The following is a 16402-nucleotide window of genomic DNA, read 5'->3' on the forward strand; positions in this document are numbered from 1 at the left end:
AGAAGAGATGCTGTTATAATGGATTTCCTCGACTAAAACGGGCCCAGTTGTGCTGAAAATTTCCAATGCTATATCTATACCGGATGATGAAATTGAACTAACTGCGATTAGGGCTCAGGGAAGCGGTGGGCAGAATGTTAATAAAGTCTCGTCTGCGATACACCTGCGTTTTGATATCCATGCTTCTTCGTTACCTGTTGTCTACAAAGAACGATTGCTACAGCTGAAAGACTCTCGTATCACCAAAGAGGGGATTATTGTCATCAAGGCGCAGCAGTTTCGAACGCAGGAAAAGAACCGGGATGATGCACTGCAACGCCTTTTGTTACTGATTAAAACCGTTACCGTTGTGCAGAAAACCCGAAAAGCCACCAAGCCTAGTCGTTCAGCCAAACGAAAACGGATGGACAGTAAGACTAAGCGGGGCCAGGTAAAGGTAATGCGGGGACGGGTTACCGACTAATTTTTAAAAAGAAGGAAATAGATAGATGAAACTGATTAAGCGACTGGGGTTAGTGACAGTGATGGGGCTGGCCATAGTGTCTTTACAGGGCTGCTCCCCTGAAGTAGGCAGCAAAGAGTGGTGTGCAGAAATGAAAGAGAAGCCGAAGGGAGACTGGTCGGGCAATGAAGCCAAAGAGTTTGCTAAAAGCTGTATTTTCTAACTTATTGATTCATATATAAAACGTAGTAGAGTTTGTTTTTTTATAGACTAAAACAGGAGCGTTTTTAGTTCCAAAGTACCATATGTGATCCGCGAACTACTTCATATTATTAATAACAGTCTCAAGACTGGAAAATCTAATAACAACAGAGGTAATGCATATGTGGACTAAACCAGCTTACACAGATCTGCGTATTGGTTTTGAAGTAACAATGTACTTCGCAAACCGCTAAGCAATCTATCAAGCTCCGCCCCAGGGTGGAGCTTTTTAGTTTTTGCCCCTTCAGAATTGCTGACAAGATAATAACAATGAAAATTCAGATTCTAGGTTCCGCAGCCGGTGGCGGGTTCCCTCAGTGGAACTGTAACTGCCGTAACTGTGCCGGCTATCGTGCCGGAACCCTCAATGCAAAGGCTCGTACTCAGTCATCCATCGCGATAAGTGCAAACGGTGAAGACTGGATTCTATTTAATACGTCGCCTGATATACGCCAGCAGCTGGCAGACTTTTCACCCATGCAACCGAATCGTCAGATACGTGATACGGGTATTGCGGCAATTGTTTACATGGACAGTCAGATCGACCATACCACCGGCCTGCTGATGCTGCGGGAAGGTTGCCCTCATGAGGTCTGGTGTACTGATATGGTCTATCAGGATCTGACCACCGGTTTCCCTGTTTTCAATATGCTGGAACACTGGAACGGCGGCATTAAGCGTAATGCTATTCCGGTAGAAGAGGGAAACAATAGCTTTGTTATTCCCCAGGTTCCCGAATTTAAACTGACAGCGGTTGCACTGCTCAGTAGTGCTCCCCCTTATTCGCCGCATCGTAACGATCCCCATCCAGGGGACAACATAGGTATCCTGATAGAAGATACCCGCAGCGGTAAAAAACTGTTCTATGCACCTGGCCTTGGTCAGATCGAACCCCACCTGAAACCGATTATGAAAGATGCGGATTGCTTGCTGGTTGACGGCACTATCTGGCGTGATGATGAGCTACTCACCACCGGTGTTGGCGATAAGCTGGGTGTCACGATGGGTCATCTGGCTCAGTCGGGCGAAGGTGGCATGATTGAATTTCTGGATACGCTGGAAAAGCCCCGGAAAGTTCTGATCCACATAAACAATACCAATCCGATTTTAGATGAAGATTCGCCAGAGAGGGCTGAAGTGTTCGCCCACGGTATCGAAATCTCTCATGACGGAATGAGCATAGAACTGTAAGAGGTTGACTATGAACGCACAGGTTAACGAAGCCCTGCCACCGATGAGCCGGGATGAATTCGAACAGGCACTGCGGGCTAAAAGTGCTTTCTATCATACCCAGCACCCCTATCATGTCGCCATGTATAACGGCAGCTGTACGAAAGAGCAGATTCAGGGCTGGGTGGCTAACCGGTTTTACTATCAGATCTCAATACCGGTAAAAGATGCGGCGATTATGGCCAATTGCCCCGACCGGGATGTACGCCGTCACTGGGTACAGCGTGTGCTGGATCACGATGGTTATGATGGTGCTGTCGGGGGTATTGAAGCCTGGTTGCAACTGGGTGAAGCGGTCGGCTTGACCCGTGAAGAGATTCTCTCTCAGGAACATGTACTACCGGGTGTGCGTTTCGCCGTGGATGCTTATGTGAATTTTGCCCGTCGGGCGACCTGGCAGGAAGCCGCCAGCTCCTCACTGACCGAGCTATTTGCACCAACTATCCATCAAAATCGTCTGGATAGCTGGCCGGGACATTATCCCTGGATTAAAGAAGAGGGCTATCAGTATTTCCGTAATCGTCTGACCGAGGCCCGTCGTGATGTGGTTCATGGACTTGAAATTACTCTGGAACACTATACGACCCGTGAACAGCAGGAAAGGATGCTGAATATTCTGCAGTTTAAGCTGGACGTTCTCTGGAGCATGCTTGACGCCATGACCATGGCCTATGAAATGGCGCGCCCACCGTACCATACCGTGACCGACGAGAAGGTCTATCACAAAGGGTTGTTTTCATGAGTGGCCCGGCGCAAGTGAGTGAGATTAGCCTGACTCAGACGCCAGCTCTTAATAGCATGTTTCGTTTCCAATGGGAGAAAGCGCAGGATTGTTATGTTTTGCTCTATCCTGAAGGGATGGTGAAGCTTAATGGCCCGGCTGGTGAAGTACTGGCTTTAGTTGATGGCCAGCGTACTGTAGCGGATATTGTCCAGGCTCTACAGACCAAATTTCCCGATGCCGAAGGGATCGATCGGGATATTCTTGATTTCTTAGGAGACGCTCGTGAGCAACTCTGGATCAGCCTGTAACGGCCAGCCTTCATCGGCGCCGTCTTTAAGTAGTGTTCCAACCCACGGCCAGCCACTCTGGTTGCTGGCTGAATTGACCTACAAGTGTCCGTTGCAATGTCCTTACTGTGCGAATCCGGTAGATTTCGCCAGCAAGACAGGCGAGCTGACAACGGCTGAGTGGATCGATGTCTTTACCCAGGCGCGTGAACTGGGTGCGGCACAACTGGGGTTTTCCGGTGGTGAGCCACTGGTGCGCCAGGATCTGACTGAGCTTATTCGTGAAGCGCGGCAACTGGGTTACTATTCTAATCTGATTACCTCCGGTGTCGGGCTTAACGAACGTAAAATCGCTGACTTTCGTGAAGCAGGACTGGATCATATTCAAGTCAGTTTTCAGGCGGCAGACCCGGAAGTCAATAACCTGTTGGCGGGTTCTAAAAAGGCTTTTGCGCAAAAAATGGCGATGGCGAAAGAGGTGAAAGCCCAGGGTTACCCGATGGTGCTGAACTTCGTCACCCATCGTCACAATATCGACCAGATAGATCGTATTATTGAACTCTGTGTTGAGCTGCAAGCCGACTATGTTGAGCTGGCCACCTGTCAGTATTACGGTTGGGCTTATGAAAATCGTAATGATCTTCTGCCAACTCATGCACAGCTCGAAAGAGCAGAACGCATTACCAATGAGTACCGTGACCGTCTGGCTGCGGCAGGCAACCCGATTAAGATTATCTTTGTGACGCCGGATTACTATGAAGAACGTCCGAAGGGCTGTATGAATGGTTGGGGTCAGGTGTTTCTGACCGTGACACCGGATGGTACAGCGTTACCCTGCCATAGCGCCCGTATGTTGCCGATTGAATTTCCCAATGTGCGGGAGCAGAGCATCGAGGCGATCTGGAACCAGTCGAACGGCTTTAATCACTACCGTGGTTACGAATGGATGAAGGAGCCTTGCGCTTCCTGTGATGAGAAAGAGAAAGACTTCGGTGGTTGTCGCTGTCAGGCCTTTATGATGACCGGCGATGCTAATAATGCCGATCCTGTGTGCAGTAAATCACCTCATCATGAGTTGATTGTGAAGGCCCGGGAAGAAGCTGAACTTCCCTCGCACAAAGAACCTATCTTCCGCAATGAGCGTAACTCAAAGGTGTTCTGCAAAGGCTGATATGATCAGCCATCTCTGATTTCAACCGGAAGGGACAGATCCTGCCTATGCCCAAATATGGTTTTTTCGATTCTACATTGTCGGCCGTGGATGCGGTAACGGCAGGGCTGGAATATGGTCAGCTAGAGGCCTGTGAACAGGGGCTATACTGGATTGAGTACCGGCCTGCAGACGGGGGGCGAAATGTTCTGGTTTACCGTAGCTGGGAGGGCAGAAAAGCCTGTTTGACGCCCGCCGGTTTTAACGTTCGTAGTGGGGTGTATGAATACGGTGGTAAAAGCTGGTGCAAGCTGGCATCGCAGATTGCTTTTGTAAACGCGGCAGATCAGCAGATCTGGCTGTGCGCCGATGAACCCCCATTACCCCCATCTTCAACATCCGCTAGTCAGTCAGACTCTCAAACGAGGCCTGAAACAGAGCCCTGGCAGCTGACTCATAATAGCGATTGTCGCTATGGCGACCTGCTGTATGATGCCACGCAGCGACGTATTATCGCCGTGCAAGAACAAACAACGGCGGACTCGACTCAGCCTCGTCATTCATTAGTCGCTATCTCAATAGAGAGTGGAATCGTCACCGAATGGGTCAGTGGCGATGATTTTTATGCTGCGCCGACCCTCAGCGCTGATGGGCGGCTATTTGCCTGGCTAAGCTGGGACCACCCGCATATGCCCTGGGTAAGCACCCGGCTGAACAGCGCTCGTATTAATGCCGAAGGCGAACTGAGTGCTCACCGGGTACTAGCGGGAGGCACCACGGAAGAAGCGATTCAACAGCCCCGATTTATGCGTGATAACAGTCTGGTGGCGATAAGTGATAAAACGGGCTGGTGGAATTTATACCGTTATCTATATAAGGATGGTTTTGTTGAGACATCGCAGGAGCTGACCGGTGGCATAGAGGAACGAGAACCAGGCGGTCTGTCGATTGAGGCCGAAGCCCTGTGGCCCCGCAATAACGATTTTGGCATTCCGCAATGGCAGTTGGGGGTGTATACCTGGGATGAACTGACCGACCCTCAGAGGGAAGATAATCAGTCACTTTCTAATCAGTTCTTTGAGCATCCTTGGGTCGCCTGCTATATGGAACAGGGTGAAGGCCGACTGGTAATCGGGTCTGTTTCTATGCCTGAGCAGCGGCTGGCTGAAACATACAGCTTATTTCGCCATGTGTGCTGCTTTCGTGGCCATGTGTACTGTATTGCATCATCAAAAGCGCAGGGCTCTGCCGTCATCGAGATCGCACCGGCTAAGTCCGGGAGTGAGGCGGTTAAAGTGATTGCGGGAGGGCAATTACCCGGTATTCAGGTGAGCGAGCCGGAACCACTTCACTACCCGGTGGCTGATGAGTCGGCATACGGGTTTCTCTATCGTCCTCAGCAACCTAAGCCCACGGAAGTTGGCGTACAGGAACAGGAAAGCCAGCCGCCCCTGGTAGTCTTCACGCATGGAGGGCCAACGGGGGCGACCTATCCGGTGTTTAACCCAAAGATTCAGTTCTGGGTCAGCCGCGGCTTTGCGGTGGTTGATCTGAACTACCGTGGTAGCACCGGTTATGGGCGGGATTACCGGTTGAGATTAGCCGGTAGCTGGGGCGAGACTGATTGGCAAGACGCGGTGGCAGTTGTTGATTATCTGGCGGGGCGAGCGCTGATTGATCCCAACAATGTCTTTATTCGCGGCGGCAGTGCCGGGGGCTACACGACTCTCTGCGCCCTGGCTTACAGCGAACATTTTAAGGGGGGCGCCAGTTATTACGGGGTGAGTGACCCTGTCGCGTTAACCCGGGATACGCATAAATTTGAAAGTCATTATCTGGACTGGCTCATCGGTGATCCACAAGCGGATGCGGCGCGATATCAACAACGCAGTCCACTGGCGCATGCCGACCAGATTCATTGCCCAATGGTTTTCTTTCAGGGGGGGAAAGACCGGGTGGTGGTGCCACAACAAACCGACGTTATGGTTAACGCGCTTAAGAGGCAGAACATTCCGGTTGAATATCATCTATATCCAGACGAGCAGCACGGTTTCCGTCAGGCTGAGAATCAGATCCATAGCCTCGAAGCGGAGCTGGCGTTTTATCGTGGTCTGCTTAGCTGATTCTGATCCCAGTGAAGGGCTGGTTCGCAGCTTTCCTCTCTTCTGATACAATGCGCGACTTTGAATCACCACCTGCCTGTATCGACAGTTGTATTCAACTCTCACACAGCGGCGTCCTGACACACTATCGGAGTAATCATGAGTACAGAGCAAGCCTTACGTGACCGCAGCGAATCTAAATGTGAACTGTGTAGCGCTACCGCTAACCTGAGCGTGTATGAAGTACCGCCAAGTTCGAAAGGCGGTGTGGATGACTCTGTGCTGGTCTGTGATACCTGCAAAGGCCAGATCGAGAACCCTGCTACCACCGATGCAAACCACTGGCGCTGCCTGAATGACAGCATGTGGAGTCAGGTGCCAGCGGTTCAGGTAATCGCCTGGCGTATGTTGAATCGACTGCGTAGCGAAGGCTGGCCTCAGGATCTGCTGGACATGCTTTACCTGGATGATGAAACCTCTCTCTGGGCACAGGCGACTGGCGAGCATCTGGACGATTCTGAAAAAGTCATTCACCGGGATAGTAATGGCACTATCCTTGAAGCCGGTGACAATGTCGTGCTGACCAAAGATCTGGATGTAAAAGGTGTCGGTTTCACCGCCAAGCGCGGTACAGCGGTGCGGGGTATCTCACTGGTACAGGATAACCAGGAGCATATCGAAGGCCGGGTTAACGGTACACGACTTGTGATTCTGACCAAATTTGTTAAAAAATCCTGATTCGAGTCTGAATCATAGAAACGCGCCTGAGGGCGCGTTTTTTTATAGTAAGTCTAACGGGCTGGACGTTCCCGCATAATGTTCGCCTATTACATGAGTGTAGATTTGAGTGGTTTTTACATCACTGTGACCTAGTAGTTCCTGTACGGTTCTTATATCCCTACCGGCCTCAAGCAAATGCGTTGCAAAAGAGTGTCGGAAGGTGTGGCAGCTCACCCGTTTGAATCGGATCTCAGTTTTAGTGAACGCCTGTTTAAGTGCTTTTCGTGGCGCCGAATTATGTAAATGATGCCGGCATAACTGCCCAGACAATGGATGCGGGCTCAGCGTGTTTGACGGGAAAAGATACATCCAGCCGGGTTGGCGAAAAGCGTTTGGGTATTTTCTACCAAGAGCAAAGGGCAAAGAAGGGCCAAGACCCTGGCTGTTGTCTTCTTGTTGGAGCTTTATCGCTTTAGACATTTGCGCCTCAATGGCTGGAAACAGACTTCGACTTAAAATTGTTTGTCGGTCTTTATTTCCTTTGCCGTCGCGTACTAATAAAGCACATCGTTCAAAACAGATATCCTGAAGGCGTAAGCGCAGACATTCAGTAATTCGAAGGCCGCTGCCGTATAGCAGCGAAATTATGAGTCTGTGACGGCCTTTCAATTGGCTCAGTACCGCATTAACTTCTGCTGGAGTTAAGACTACGGGAAGTCTCCTTGGGCGTTTTGCTTGCTTAAAACCCAGTTCACCTAGCTCAATTTTAAGTATTTTGTGGTACAAAAAAGCTAAGGCGTTCAGTGCTGTTTTTTGAGTATTAATGGCGACATGTTGTTGGTTTGCCATCCAGGATAAAAATTCTTTAACCTGTACAGGGCCCATATCCGCGGGGTGCTTCTTATGATGAAAAAGGATATAGCGCTTGATCCACAAAAGATAAGTCTTTTCAGTGCGTATGCTATATCCGCGTAATCTAATCTCTTTGCGAACCTGTTCCAGAAAAGGACTTTTTGACATAAGACACCTCCTTGTGAAGTTATGTGCATCTGTATGTATATACAGTTTATTTTGTTCTGTCCAGCAGTTATGCTCAGTTTGTCGTTTTTGATAAGCGTGTTTTGTTACTTCAATGTGTAGCAAAACATTAAGAAAACAAAGGGATAGGTTAAAAACGCTGGCGGGATAGTGAGCCGGGTTAAGAATGCATATGCGCATTCTCGTTTTTGTCTTAAAGGAGATCGCGATGTTCAATAATTCCTCTTTATTATCTGATAGTTATCCTTCTTTTCATCAATTCTTCCTGGCATGCATGTGCGCCGGCGTAGTATTAAAATGTTATATGTTTTAGCCAATGAGGTTACTTTGAGAAAATTAATGAGAGTATTGGGAGGTATAGTCGGTCTGCTTTTCGTCTTAGGCTTTACTTTTATGCTCTCAGAGAAAGTGGTGACATCTTTGTCAGGGATATCAGGAGTAACCACTGGTCTGTATTTCCTGATTTTTGCAATCACAGGTGAATCTAGTTTATTAAAAGGAATTAAAGAAATTGGTAATAAACTCTCACACCGTTAACACATATAACAAATCGCATAAGCAAGGACGCAGCAAGCTGCGCCGCTTAGCTTTGCGTTATGTATTACCAGTTTCCGGAGTAATCAATGAAGTGTGAAATCTGTGGAGAGAAAACGGGAATTAACTGGGGTGAAGGGAATACTGTTCTTTGCAAGAAGCATAGTGATAGAGCCAGTGAACTAGAGCCTTTTAAAAAAGCATCCCAAAAAGAAAATGAGGCAGAACATAAAAAGCAAGTTGAATTAGAAAAGAAGAAAACTAATTCTCCAAGTATGCTTCGGTGGAAGCTCTATGGCTCAATAATTATGTTTTGCTTGGTTGTAGTAGCCATTGCTACAGGAACCCTGTACTTGCCAAGTAAGAGTGGTTTTTTATATAGAGGTGAAGATCCCGAAATGTTCTGGTCCATTACTGCATTTTGTTTTCTTTTGGCCTGCTATTCATCTTATGAAGGCTATACGGGATTAAAAAAGCATAAAAATACATAACAAGACGCACAAGCAAGGACGCAGCAAGCTGCGCCGCTTAGCTTGGCGTTATGGCGCAAGGAGAGTTAAGTGCTAGTAGAGCATGCAGAAGACCTAGCTAGCTTTGTGAAGGAGCTTCAAAACGAAACCGATAGAGGTTTGCCGCTGGTTGGTGCAGCATTAATCGATGAAAAATTGCTGAATTCACTTGAATCATTTTTCGTTGAAGGCAAGTCTGCAAAGAAATTGCTTTCTTCCCCAAACGCACCGCTGGGAACATTCTCCTCAAGAATCGATGCTTGCTACAGTTTGGCTCTAATAGATAAATTTGAGTATCAAGAAATCGGATTAATCAGAAAAATTCGCAATGAATTTGCCCATGCTAAACACGGGATTTCATTTGAAAGTGAAAAAATAAAAGGGCTTTGTACAAGCCTTCAGTCACCTTTACCTGAAGAGGGAAATTACCCGGTAGGTACCTCTCGGTTTAGGTTAGTAAATTCCATAGTGTGTATTGTGTTACGCCTATACTATCGGCCGGAATGGGTGGCAAAAGAACGCCTAGAACCCAGAAGTTGGGTTCCAGACTCACGTTGGTACAACACAAATGAAAACCCACCACCTAAGAATGTTGGGTTCATGGGCTTGGTGCCAGAAAAGAATGAAGAGTAAGCACCATAACAAGGCACGCCACACTCGCCCGCGAGCGGGCTGGACTCGTCGCTTCGCTCCTCGCCTGTGCGCTGAGCGTTATGTTTTTTTTACAGATCTAGCCAGGAATCATGGAATGAAGTTTATCTACGGGCTACTAGTAGCAACCCTCGTTATGTCACCCTTACTGGCTAGTGAAAGCGAAATCGAGACGAAGTACCATGCTTTCGGAATGGGTGTAACTAAATGTGTTGAAGTTAACGAAAACATCGAGAAAGAAGAATTTCAGTTCGTTTTAAAAGTATGGCTCACCGGGTACATGACAGCTGTTAATAGCATTTTAAATAAACACTCAATTGGTCTTAGTGGCCCCGATATTGGAAGGTCTATTGAAGCCATTCGTTCCTATTGCACTGTGCCGTCAAACGAACAGGGTTCTATAAGTGAGGCAGCTGAAACATATTGGCGTGGGCGTATTAATGAAATGACGACAACAGTAGCCCAATAATTAGATGGTCCACAAAAACATAACAAGGCGCATAAGCAAGGACGCAGCAAGCTACGCCGCTTTGCTTGGCGTTAAGCCAATGAATAGAGAGATCGATGAGTATTAAGCCAGATTGGAATGAAATAGCTCTAAGGATTGGAGATGATCAAAGTCATGATGACTTGCATTCTGAATGGTCTAAAGAATGTAAGAAATGGTTAGAATCTATCGCCAGTGAATTTGGCAGCGATTATAGAATTGAAGAATCGCTAAACTTTTCGATTATGTCGAATGAAAGCGATCGGTATATTCATGTTTTTTCAGGCTTCTTAGAAAGAACATTAAAACGAATTTTAAGCACTCTTGAAGGAATTGCTTCCGACGAAGGATTTGGGAAGCATGTAGCATTAATCTTTCAAGATAGTGACCAATATTATGAATACGTTGGCATGTTCTTTCCTGATGAAGGGGAGTTCGGTCTTAGCTCAGGAATGTACATAAATGAAGGTTATGGTCATTTTGTATTTCCATCTCAAGATATAGATTATGCTGAGCCAATTGCCGTTCATGAACTCACCCATGCTTGCTTGGTTCATCTGCCGATACCATTATGGCTAAATGAAGGCATGGCTGTTCTGATGGAAGATGTACTTGCAGGTAATCGCCTTTTTCTAGATAAAGAAATGGTTGAACGTCACCAAAGGTATTGGAATGAAGATACTATCCAAGATTTTTGGTCAGGCGAAAGCTTTATGGCAATTGATGAAGGTCAGGAGCTTAGCTATAACTTGGCTCACATTCTTGCGCGTAATATCTCCCAGGATTTTTCGGCTTTTGCAAAGTTCAGTAATCATGCAAATTACGAAGATGCAGGTGAGTCGGCAGCACAGGAATTCCTAGGCTTATCACTTACACAAATTGTTGGTTCGTTTCTCGGCGAGGGAAACTGGCAACCAGATGGTAGGCTTAACAAGGCGCTGCAACCGACTGCCAAAAGTGTCACTCGTTTTGCAAAAAGCCGCAAAATAAGCGCCACTTTTGTCAGCGGCTGAGCGCGGCGTTAGCTGTCTTAATAGAGTATGAGCATGGATCAAGTTGTATCACCTAAAAAAGCATTAGCGCTATATCTAATCCCAGTTCTTTTTCTGGTGTATTTCGTGGCAGGCGCTTTCACTGGTGAAATAAGTGTTCCCGGTCGCAGCGACATTCTTAATATCCGTGGTGTGTCTGCTTGGTTAGCTTGTAGCTTTCCTGCATTATGGCTGGCAAGTGAAGTCATACGTCACGAGCAGCGGATTAAAATAGGCCCAAAATCACGCAAGATATTGGCCCCAATAATAATGGTTTTTGGTGTGAGTATATTTTTCTATGCAATATATAAAATGTAATCGTGCCAAAACAGCTAACAAGGCAAGCCAGCGGACTCAAAAAAGCTTCGCTTTTTCGGTCCGCTGCTTTTGGCGTTATACCTCAAGGACGGATATGAAAGTAATTCTGACTATTGTGTTAATTTTAACTTCAGGCGTTGTAAGTGCTGAGAGTTCTTTGCCTGATCTGGAGAAAACGATTAAGGCTGCAAACGGAGGTAACGTAATTGCTATGCACTATCTCTGTTATCAGTATCGGTATGGAGATGATTTTGAAGCAGACTATAAGAAAGCCGTTAAGTGGTGTGAAAAAACTGCTAAATCGGGAGATAGTGATGGCCAAACTCTCTATGCAGAGCTTCTTCAGTATGGTTTTGGCACGCCTGTAAATCTGGAAGGGTCAGTGAAGTGGTATCTCAAAGCAGCTGAACAGGACCATGTACATGCGTTATATATGCTTTTCTTTGCATATGCAGAAGGAATTTTTGTACAACAAGATTTTAATAAAGCGCACTATGTTCTAAAGAGGTCAGCTGATTTAGGTTATGAGAAAGCAAAAGAGCTTTTAAAAGAAATCGAAGACAGGACGAAAGCTAAGGTATAACAAGTAAAGTCAGCCGACCGCTAAAGCGTCGGCTGCTTTAAGCGTTATGCATCATCAAAGGAATGAATATGAACGAAATATATAAAACACCTGCTAGTGATCTTTCTATCCAATCTGAAGGCACTATTCCCAAAAGACCCACCTCTGTAACCGCTTTAGGTTGGCTTTTTATACTAGCAGGTATTCTCTACTTACCTTTTCTGTATAAATCCGGCCTGTTAACCGTTCAGGAAACAGCTCGAGGCAGCAAAATCTCAGTTAACCTTATTTGGATCTTGCTTATTTGGAACGGTTATATGCTTCTTGTTGGTGGTAACATTTCCAGGTACTTTGCTGCGTTTTTTGGATTATTCGCTTTTGTACTACCAGCCATTGCTGTCATATACATTTGCTTCATCAGTAACGCTAAAACTTTCTTCGCTAAAAAATCATGCCCGAGCTGTGGTCATAATAAATTTCGTGTTGGCAATCCTATTGTTACTTCAATTCGTTGCCGAAAATGCAGCACAAAAGTTAAGGTCTAATGCATAACAAGGCGCACAAGCAAGGACACAGCAAGCTGCGCCGCTTTGCTTGGCGTTAGATTGCAAAGGAACGCAATATGAGTAAGCCTAGCTTGAAGCCTTCTATAGAGCACTATCGAGGTATATTAAGGATGATTATCGGTGCAGGGTTGATAGGCCTTTTTTTTACTTTAGGGATTACGTAGACATTCCGTATTTGAGTGATTATTTGAACCAAAGAAGTGACTCTTTAAATCATAGGAATGGTTTAGCAAACGTTCTTGAAATTACATTAGATTTAATTATGGGTATTATCTGTGCATTAGGTTTGGATAGGGTATTAGTCCCTTTCCTCAAACCTCTATCCAGAAAGCAGAAAATCGAAATAATAACGGATGGAATTAGATACCTCTATACCAATGCGCATGCAGATATTTTATTTTCTGATATTGAGAAAGTTATAACTCGCTTAGAATCTGATGGTTCCATCGAAATATTCACAACTTCAGGCCAATTCATAGAGATAAAGCATTATACAAATATGGATCACTTGATTGAACATTTGGAACAAGGGCGGGTTCAAATTGAACAATCTAACAAGTAGCTGTAGTGGATCGTCGCTACGCTCCTACTAAGCTAAGCGTTATACCTAAGGGAAAGTTATGCTCAAGGATATATATTTTCTTAATAGTCGAGGGCTCTCAGAAGAGCTTAAATCAGGGACGTTCTCAGAGGTTAGAGCTTTAAAACATTTGATTGTTACAGCAGTGATAGGGCGGTTTTCATTTGAGTTTCCTGTTGAAATTGCTTTTTCTGAGTCTGAAATAAGTATGTGGAAGAGCTTGGCCTCACTATTAATACTAATAGTTTCAGGTGTTATTACTTACTATGGATTATGGCTAGCTTATCAGGCTAACGAAAAAGGAGACGGTAAAGATTTTTTCTTGAGATTAGCATCTTTAAGTTTACCAATTGGTCTCAAGCTTTTTATGTACTTTTTAGTTGCTGGGGTAGCTTTGGGTTTTACATCAACATTATTGATAAGCGGTTTAGGTTCGGTTGGTGCGGTAATTACTGTGGTTGCAATGTTTGTAGCAACACTAGCGTTCTACTCACTTTTTTATCTTCAGCTAAGAAATCATATAGCTATAATATCCGGCTATGAAAAAGTATAACAAGTTGCAGTAGTTCGCCGCCTACGGCTGCGGACTCGCTATGCTCGCCGCAGTGCAAGGCGATATTTCTCTCCAAAACTAGGTGCCAAGGATGAAGTGTGACGTATGTGGTCGTTCAATCACTATAAACTGGGGTAACGAATTCGCCGTAGTTTGTGAAGAGCATACCAACCATATCACTAAACTCACCGATCTAAAGCGAAGCGCTGCTAAGGTGTGGACAGAGGGTACAGTCAAGTTTATCCCGGTTGAAGTTGATACTTCTGGTTCAAACTTGTTATCCGTATGGTGGGCTATTACGTGGCGCTTCATGCTTATGTTAGTCGTTATTGGCGGTTTCCTCGGATTAATATTTTATCATTCTATGAACACGCTTATTGAACAGGAGATGCTTACTACTGGCGTAGCAGAAACTATCGGAGTGATATTTTACCTAGTGATAGCAACTGCATTTATCTTTGTTGCTTTAGATAGAGTTATCGGGAAAAAAATAGGCAATGTCCGGTTGGTAATAGTTAGTGCTAAGGAATCTGACATTGAAGAAAAATAACAAGTTACAGCGGTTCGCAGCCTGTGGCTGTCGGACTCGTTGCACTCGCCGCTGTGTAAGGCGTTATACCTAAGGAAAAGTTATGCTTAGGGATGTGTTTTTTCTGAATAGTTTAGGCTAATCAGAAGAGCTTTAATCAGCGGATTTCTCAGAGATTAGAAAATCGTTGCTCAACTAGCTTGGAAAAATGAAGAGCGCTTAGACGCTCTTTTTTTTCGCTCAAATATGAGAGTTTATTAGACTCTGTTGGTGCAATTTACAAGTAATGAGTAAGGTCTGGATGAAGTTGTTTTCTAATGCTTAACGACTATTCTTATTTCAAACTGTTGTTTTAATTTGCTCAGGCAAAGCACGGCATCGAGCAATATGCGTAACAGCTAAAGTGTTTTTGGCGAAGGGGTAGTGCTTATAGCGAGCTCTTGGATAAGAGTTTTATCGCTAATCGGACGAATCCCCTAAGTTTATCAACGACGATAGAGGGAGTTTGATATGTCTACGCTGAACAAACTACTGGGGTTCGCCAAACGATTACCTGGCGTTGCTAAGCTTGCTAATCGAATCGCATCTAATAAGTTAGCGTCAGCCACAACACCCCGGCCCCATAGCCATAGTTTGTGGTCGCCCCTCGATAAAGTTGATGCCTCGCCCAGTGAATATCTGACCTGGCATACGGTCACCGATAAAAACTACTTCGATCGTCATCTTGCCCCGGCTGATGATCGTTTTATGAATGCCTTACCATCAAATGAGGGGACGACTGAATTCCCTTTCGGTGAGGTTACCGCCTTGTTTGAGCGAAAAGGTGGAATGAAGGAAGACCGTTCATCGGTCTTTTTTATGTTTGTTGCTCAATGGTTCACCGACGGTTTTTTCCGTTCCAGTCATATCGATTTCAGACAGACCACCTCCAACCATAACATCGACCTTGCCCAGATATATGGTTCTAACGAAGCGGTAGCACTGATGCTCCGCTCAGGGGAGGGCGGCAAGTTGCGTAGCCAGATGATAGGGGGTGAAGAGTATCCGGATTCTCTTGGCGAACTGGATGAAAACGGTGTCTGGCAGGTAAAAGATCGTTATAAAAACCTACCTTACATCGCTGATAAAGAGTGGATGGAGTCTATTTTTGGTGGGTTAACTGACTCGCAGAAAGACAAGCTATTCGCGACAGGGCTGGAGAGGGGGAACTCAATTGTTGGGCATATGGTGATGAGTACCTTGTTTCTAAGGGAGCACAACGGTATCTGTGATCAGCTGGCTAGCCGAAATCCCGGTTGGGACGATGATCGGTTATTTCACACCGCGCGCATCATCAATACTGTCATCCTGATGAAACTCATTATCGAAGATTACGTTAACCATATCGCCGGTCTGGATGTTCTGGTGATGGATAATTCATTCGTTGAGAAACAGCAGTGGTACCGTACTCCCTGGATAGCGGCAGAATTCAATCTGCTTTATCGCTGGCACGGCTTAGTACCTGATGCGCTAAAGGTTGCGGGCAGAGATGAGAGCCTCGTTAAAAACTTTGATCTGCTGATCAGGGAAGGCCTGAGCAGTCTGTTAGAAGCGGCAACATTGCAGGTGGCCGGTAAAATATCACTGGACAATGTCCCCGGATTTTTAATGCCCGCAGAGCAGGCGATGATCAACAAAGGCCGGGACTGGCGGTTACGGTCTTTTAATGATTATCGCGTTCAGTTTGGTCTGTCCCGATTAGACTCGTTCGATCAGGTGACTGACGATACTAATCTCAACGCAAGCCTTAAAAGACTCTATAGCGACATTGATAATCTGGAACTCACCGTAGGGTTGTTTGCAGAAGATGGAGGCAGCACGCTGACAGGCGAGCTACAGACCGCCATGGTGGCCTACGATGCGCTGACACAGATATATACGAATCCTTTACTGGCAAAGGAAAACTTCTGCGATAAGCACTTCACCGCTTACGGTATGGAGCGAATCGATGCCACGAAGTCGTTTCAGGATCTGGCTGATCGCAATACCAATCGACTGGTGAAGGTTAGTGTTAAGAGGTAGAAGTAAAACCCTGGGGCGTTGTTCGAACGTCACAAAAAAACGTGACTTGCTCGTCGCTCGAAAAAGC

The 16402-nt window shown here is 45.9% G+C and carries 21 protein-coding genes; 20 read left to right on the forward strand and 1 reads right to left on the reverse strand.

Features of this window, described 5'->3' with window-relative positions:
* The first annotated feature begins 49 nt into the window (after positions 1–49).
* From arfB to AMJAP_RS06950, 9 genes are all read left to right on the forward strand, one after another.
* Positions 50–463, forward strand: a complete 414-nt coding sequence (gene arfB, locus AMJAP_RS06910; protein ID WP_019621521.1) for an alternative ribosome rescue aminoacyl-tRNA hydrolase ArfB — start codon at positions 50–52, stop codon at positions 461–463.
* A gap of 25 nt (positions 464–488) precedes the next feature.
* A complete protein-coding gene (locus tag AMJAP_RS06915; RefSeq protein WP_019621522.1) occupies positions 489–665 on the forward strand; it encodes a DUF3012 domain-containing protein in 177 nt (58 codons plus the stop codon).
* 160 nt (positions 666–825) lie between these two features.
* A complete protein-coding gene (pqqA, locus tag AMJAP_RS06920) occupies positions 826–897 on the forward strand; it encodes a pyrroloquinoline quinone precursor peptide PqqA (RefSeq protein WP_003243383.1) in 72 nt (23 codons plus the stop codon).
* A gap of 76 nt (positions 898–973) precedes the next feature.
* The gene (pqqB, locus tag AMJAP_RS06925) at positions 974–1894 is read left to right on the forward strand and encodes a pyrroloquinoline quinone biosynthesis protein PqqB (protein ID WP_019621523.1); all 921 of its coding nucleotides are present in this window, start codon (positions 974–976) and stop codon (positions 1892–1894) included.
* A gap of 10 nt (positions 1895–1904) precedes the next feature.
* The gene (gene pqqC, locus AMJAP_RS06930) at positions 1905–2675 is read left to right on the forward strand and encodes a pyrroloquinoline-quinone synthase PqqC (protein WP_019621524.1); all 771 of its coding nucleotides are present in this window, start codon (positions 1905–1907) and stop codon (positions 2673–2675) included.
* The gene (gene pqqD, locus AMJAP_RS06935; protein ID WP_019621525.1) at positions 2672–2965 is read left to right on the forward strand and encodes a pyrroloquinoline quinone biosynthesis peptide chaperone PqqD; all 294 of its coding nucleotides are present in this window, start codon (positions 2672–2674) and stop codon (positions 2963–2965) included. The genes pqqC and pqqD overlap by 4 nt, the downstream gene beginning before the upstream one ends.
* Positions 2940–4115 carry a pyrroloquinoline quinone biosynthesis protein PqqE gene (gene pqqE, locus AMJAP_RS06940; RefSeq protein ID WP_019621526.1) on the forward strand — a complete coding sequence of 392 codons (1176 nt, stop codon included), beginning with the start codon at positions 2940–2942 and terminating at the stop codon, positions 4113–4115. Before pqqD ends, pqqE begins: the two co-directional genes overlap by 26 nt.
* A gap of 47 nt (positions 4116–4162) precedes the next feature.
* A complete protein-coding gene (locus tag AMJAP_RS06945; RefSeq protein WP_019621527.1) occupies positions 4163–6217 on the forward strand; it encodes an alpha/beta hydrolase family protein in 2055 nt (684 codons plus the stop codon).
* Positions 6218–6355: 138 nt separating this feature from the next.
* Complete coding sequence (locus tag AMJAP_RS06950; RefSeq protein ID WP_019621528.1) at positions 6356–6934, forward strand: PhnA domain-containing protein; 579 nt, start codon at positions 6356–6358, stop codon at positions 6932–6934.
* A 42-nt stretch (positions 6935–6976) separates the two neighbouring features.
* Here AMJAP_RS06950 and AMJAP_RS06955 read toward each other — a convergent pair whose 3' ends face one another.
* Positions 6977–7936 carry an integron integrase gene (locus AMJAP_RS06955; protein WP_019621529.1) on the reverse strand — a complete coding sequence of 320 codons (960 nt, stop codon included), beginning with the start codon at positions 7934–7936 and terminating at the stop codon, positions 6977–6979.
* Between the two features lie 641 nt (positions 7937–8577).
* Between AMJAP_RS06955 and AMJAP_RS06960 the strand changes: the two genes are divergently transcribed.
* The 11 genes from AMJAP_RS06960 to AMJAP_RS07010 all read left to right on the forward strand — a co-directional run bounded on the left by AMJAP_RS06960 (position 8578) and on the right by AMJAP_RS07010 (position 16335).
* Positions 8578–8979 carry a hypothetical protein gene (locus AMJAP_RS06960; RefSeq protein WP_019621531.1) on the forward strand — a complete coding sequence of 134 codons (402 nt, stop codon included), beginning with the start codon at positions 8578–8580 and terminating at the stop codon, positions 8977–8979.
* A gap of 69 nt (positions 8980–9048) precedes the next feature.
* A complete protein-coding gene (locus tag AMJAP_RS06965; RefSeq protein ID WP_019621532.1) occupies positions 9049–9630 on the forward strand; it encodes a hypothetical protein in 582 nt (193 codons plus the stop codon).
* Between the two features lie 115 nt (positions 9631–9745).
* On the forward strand, positions 9746–10117 hold the full coding sequence (locus tag AMJAP_RS06970; RefSeq protein WP_019621533.1) for a hypothetical protein: 372 nt from the start codon (positions 9746–9748) through the stop codon (positions 10115–10117).
* Between the two features lie 95 nt (positions 10118–10212).
* Positions 10213–11148 (forward strand): hypothetical protein, encoded by a 936-nt coding sequence (locus AMJAP_RS06975; protein ID WP_019621534.1) that lies wholly within the window; start codon positions 10213–10215, stop codon positions 11146–11148.
* 33 nt (positions 11149–11181) lie between these two features.
* Entirely contained in the window at positions 11182–11484 is a 303-nt protein-coding gene (locus AMJAP_RS06980) for a hypothetical protein (RefSeq protein WP_019621535.1), read from the forward strand.
* 94 nt (positions 11485–11578) lie between these two features.
* A complete protein-coding gene (locus AMJAP_RS06985; protein WP_019621536.1) occupies positions 11579–12067 on the forward strand; it encodes a tetratricopeptide repeat protein in 489 nt (162 codons plus the stop codon).
* A 68-nt stretch (positions 12068–12135) separates the two neighbouring features.
* Positions 12136–12591: a hypothetical protein gene (locus AMJAP_RS06990; RefSeq protein ID WP_019621537.1), complete on the forward strand. Its 456-nt coding sequence runs from the start codon at positions 12136–12138 to the stop codon at positions 12589–12591.
* Between the two features lie 196 nt (positions 12592–12787).
* Entirely contained in the window at positions 12788–13174 is a 387-nt protein-coding gene (locus AMJAP_RS06995; RefSeq protein WP_236588753.1) for a hypothetical protein, read from the forward strand.
* Positions 13175–13232: 58 nt separating this feature from the next.
* A complete protein-coding gene (locus tag AMJAP_RS07000; protein WP_019621539.1) occupies positions 13233–13745 on the forward strand; it encodes a hypothetical protein in 513 nt (170 codons plus the stop codon).
* Positions 13746–13836: 91 nt separating this feature from the next.
* Positions 13837–14295: a hypothetical protein gene (locus AMJAP_RS07005; RefSeq protein WP_019621540.1), complete on the forward strand. Its 459-nt coding sequence runs from the start codon at positions 13837–13839 to the stop codon at positions 14293–14295.
* 489 nt (positions 14296–14784) lie between these two features.
* Positions 14785–16335, forward strand: coding sequence for a peroxidase family protein (locus tag AMJAP_RS07010; RefSeq protein WP_019621541.1), 1551 nt, complete (start codon positions 14785–14787; stop codon positions 16333–16335).
* Positions 16336–16402: the final 67 nt, after the last annotated feature.

The organism is Amphritea japonica ATCC BAA-1530 (assembly GCF_016592435.1).
GTDB classification, from domain to species: Bacteria; Pseudomonadota; Gammaproteobacteria; order Pseudomonadales; family Balneatricaceae; genus Amphritea; species Amphritea japonica.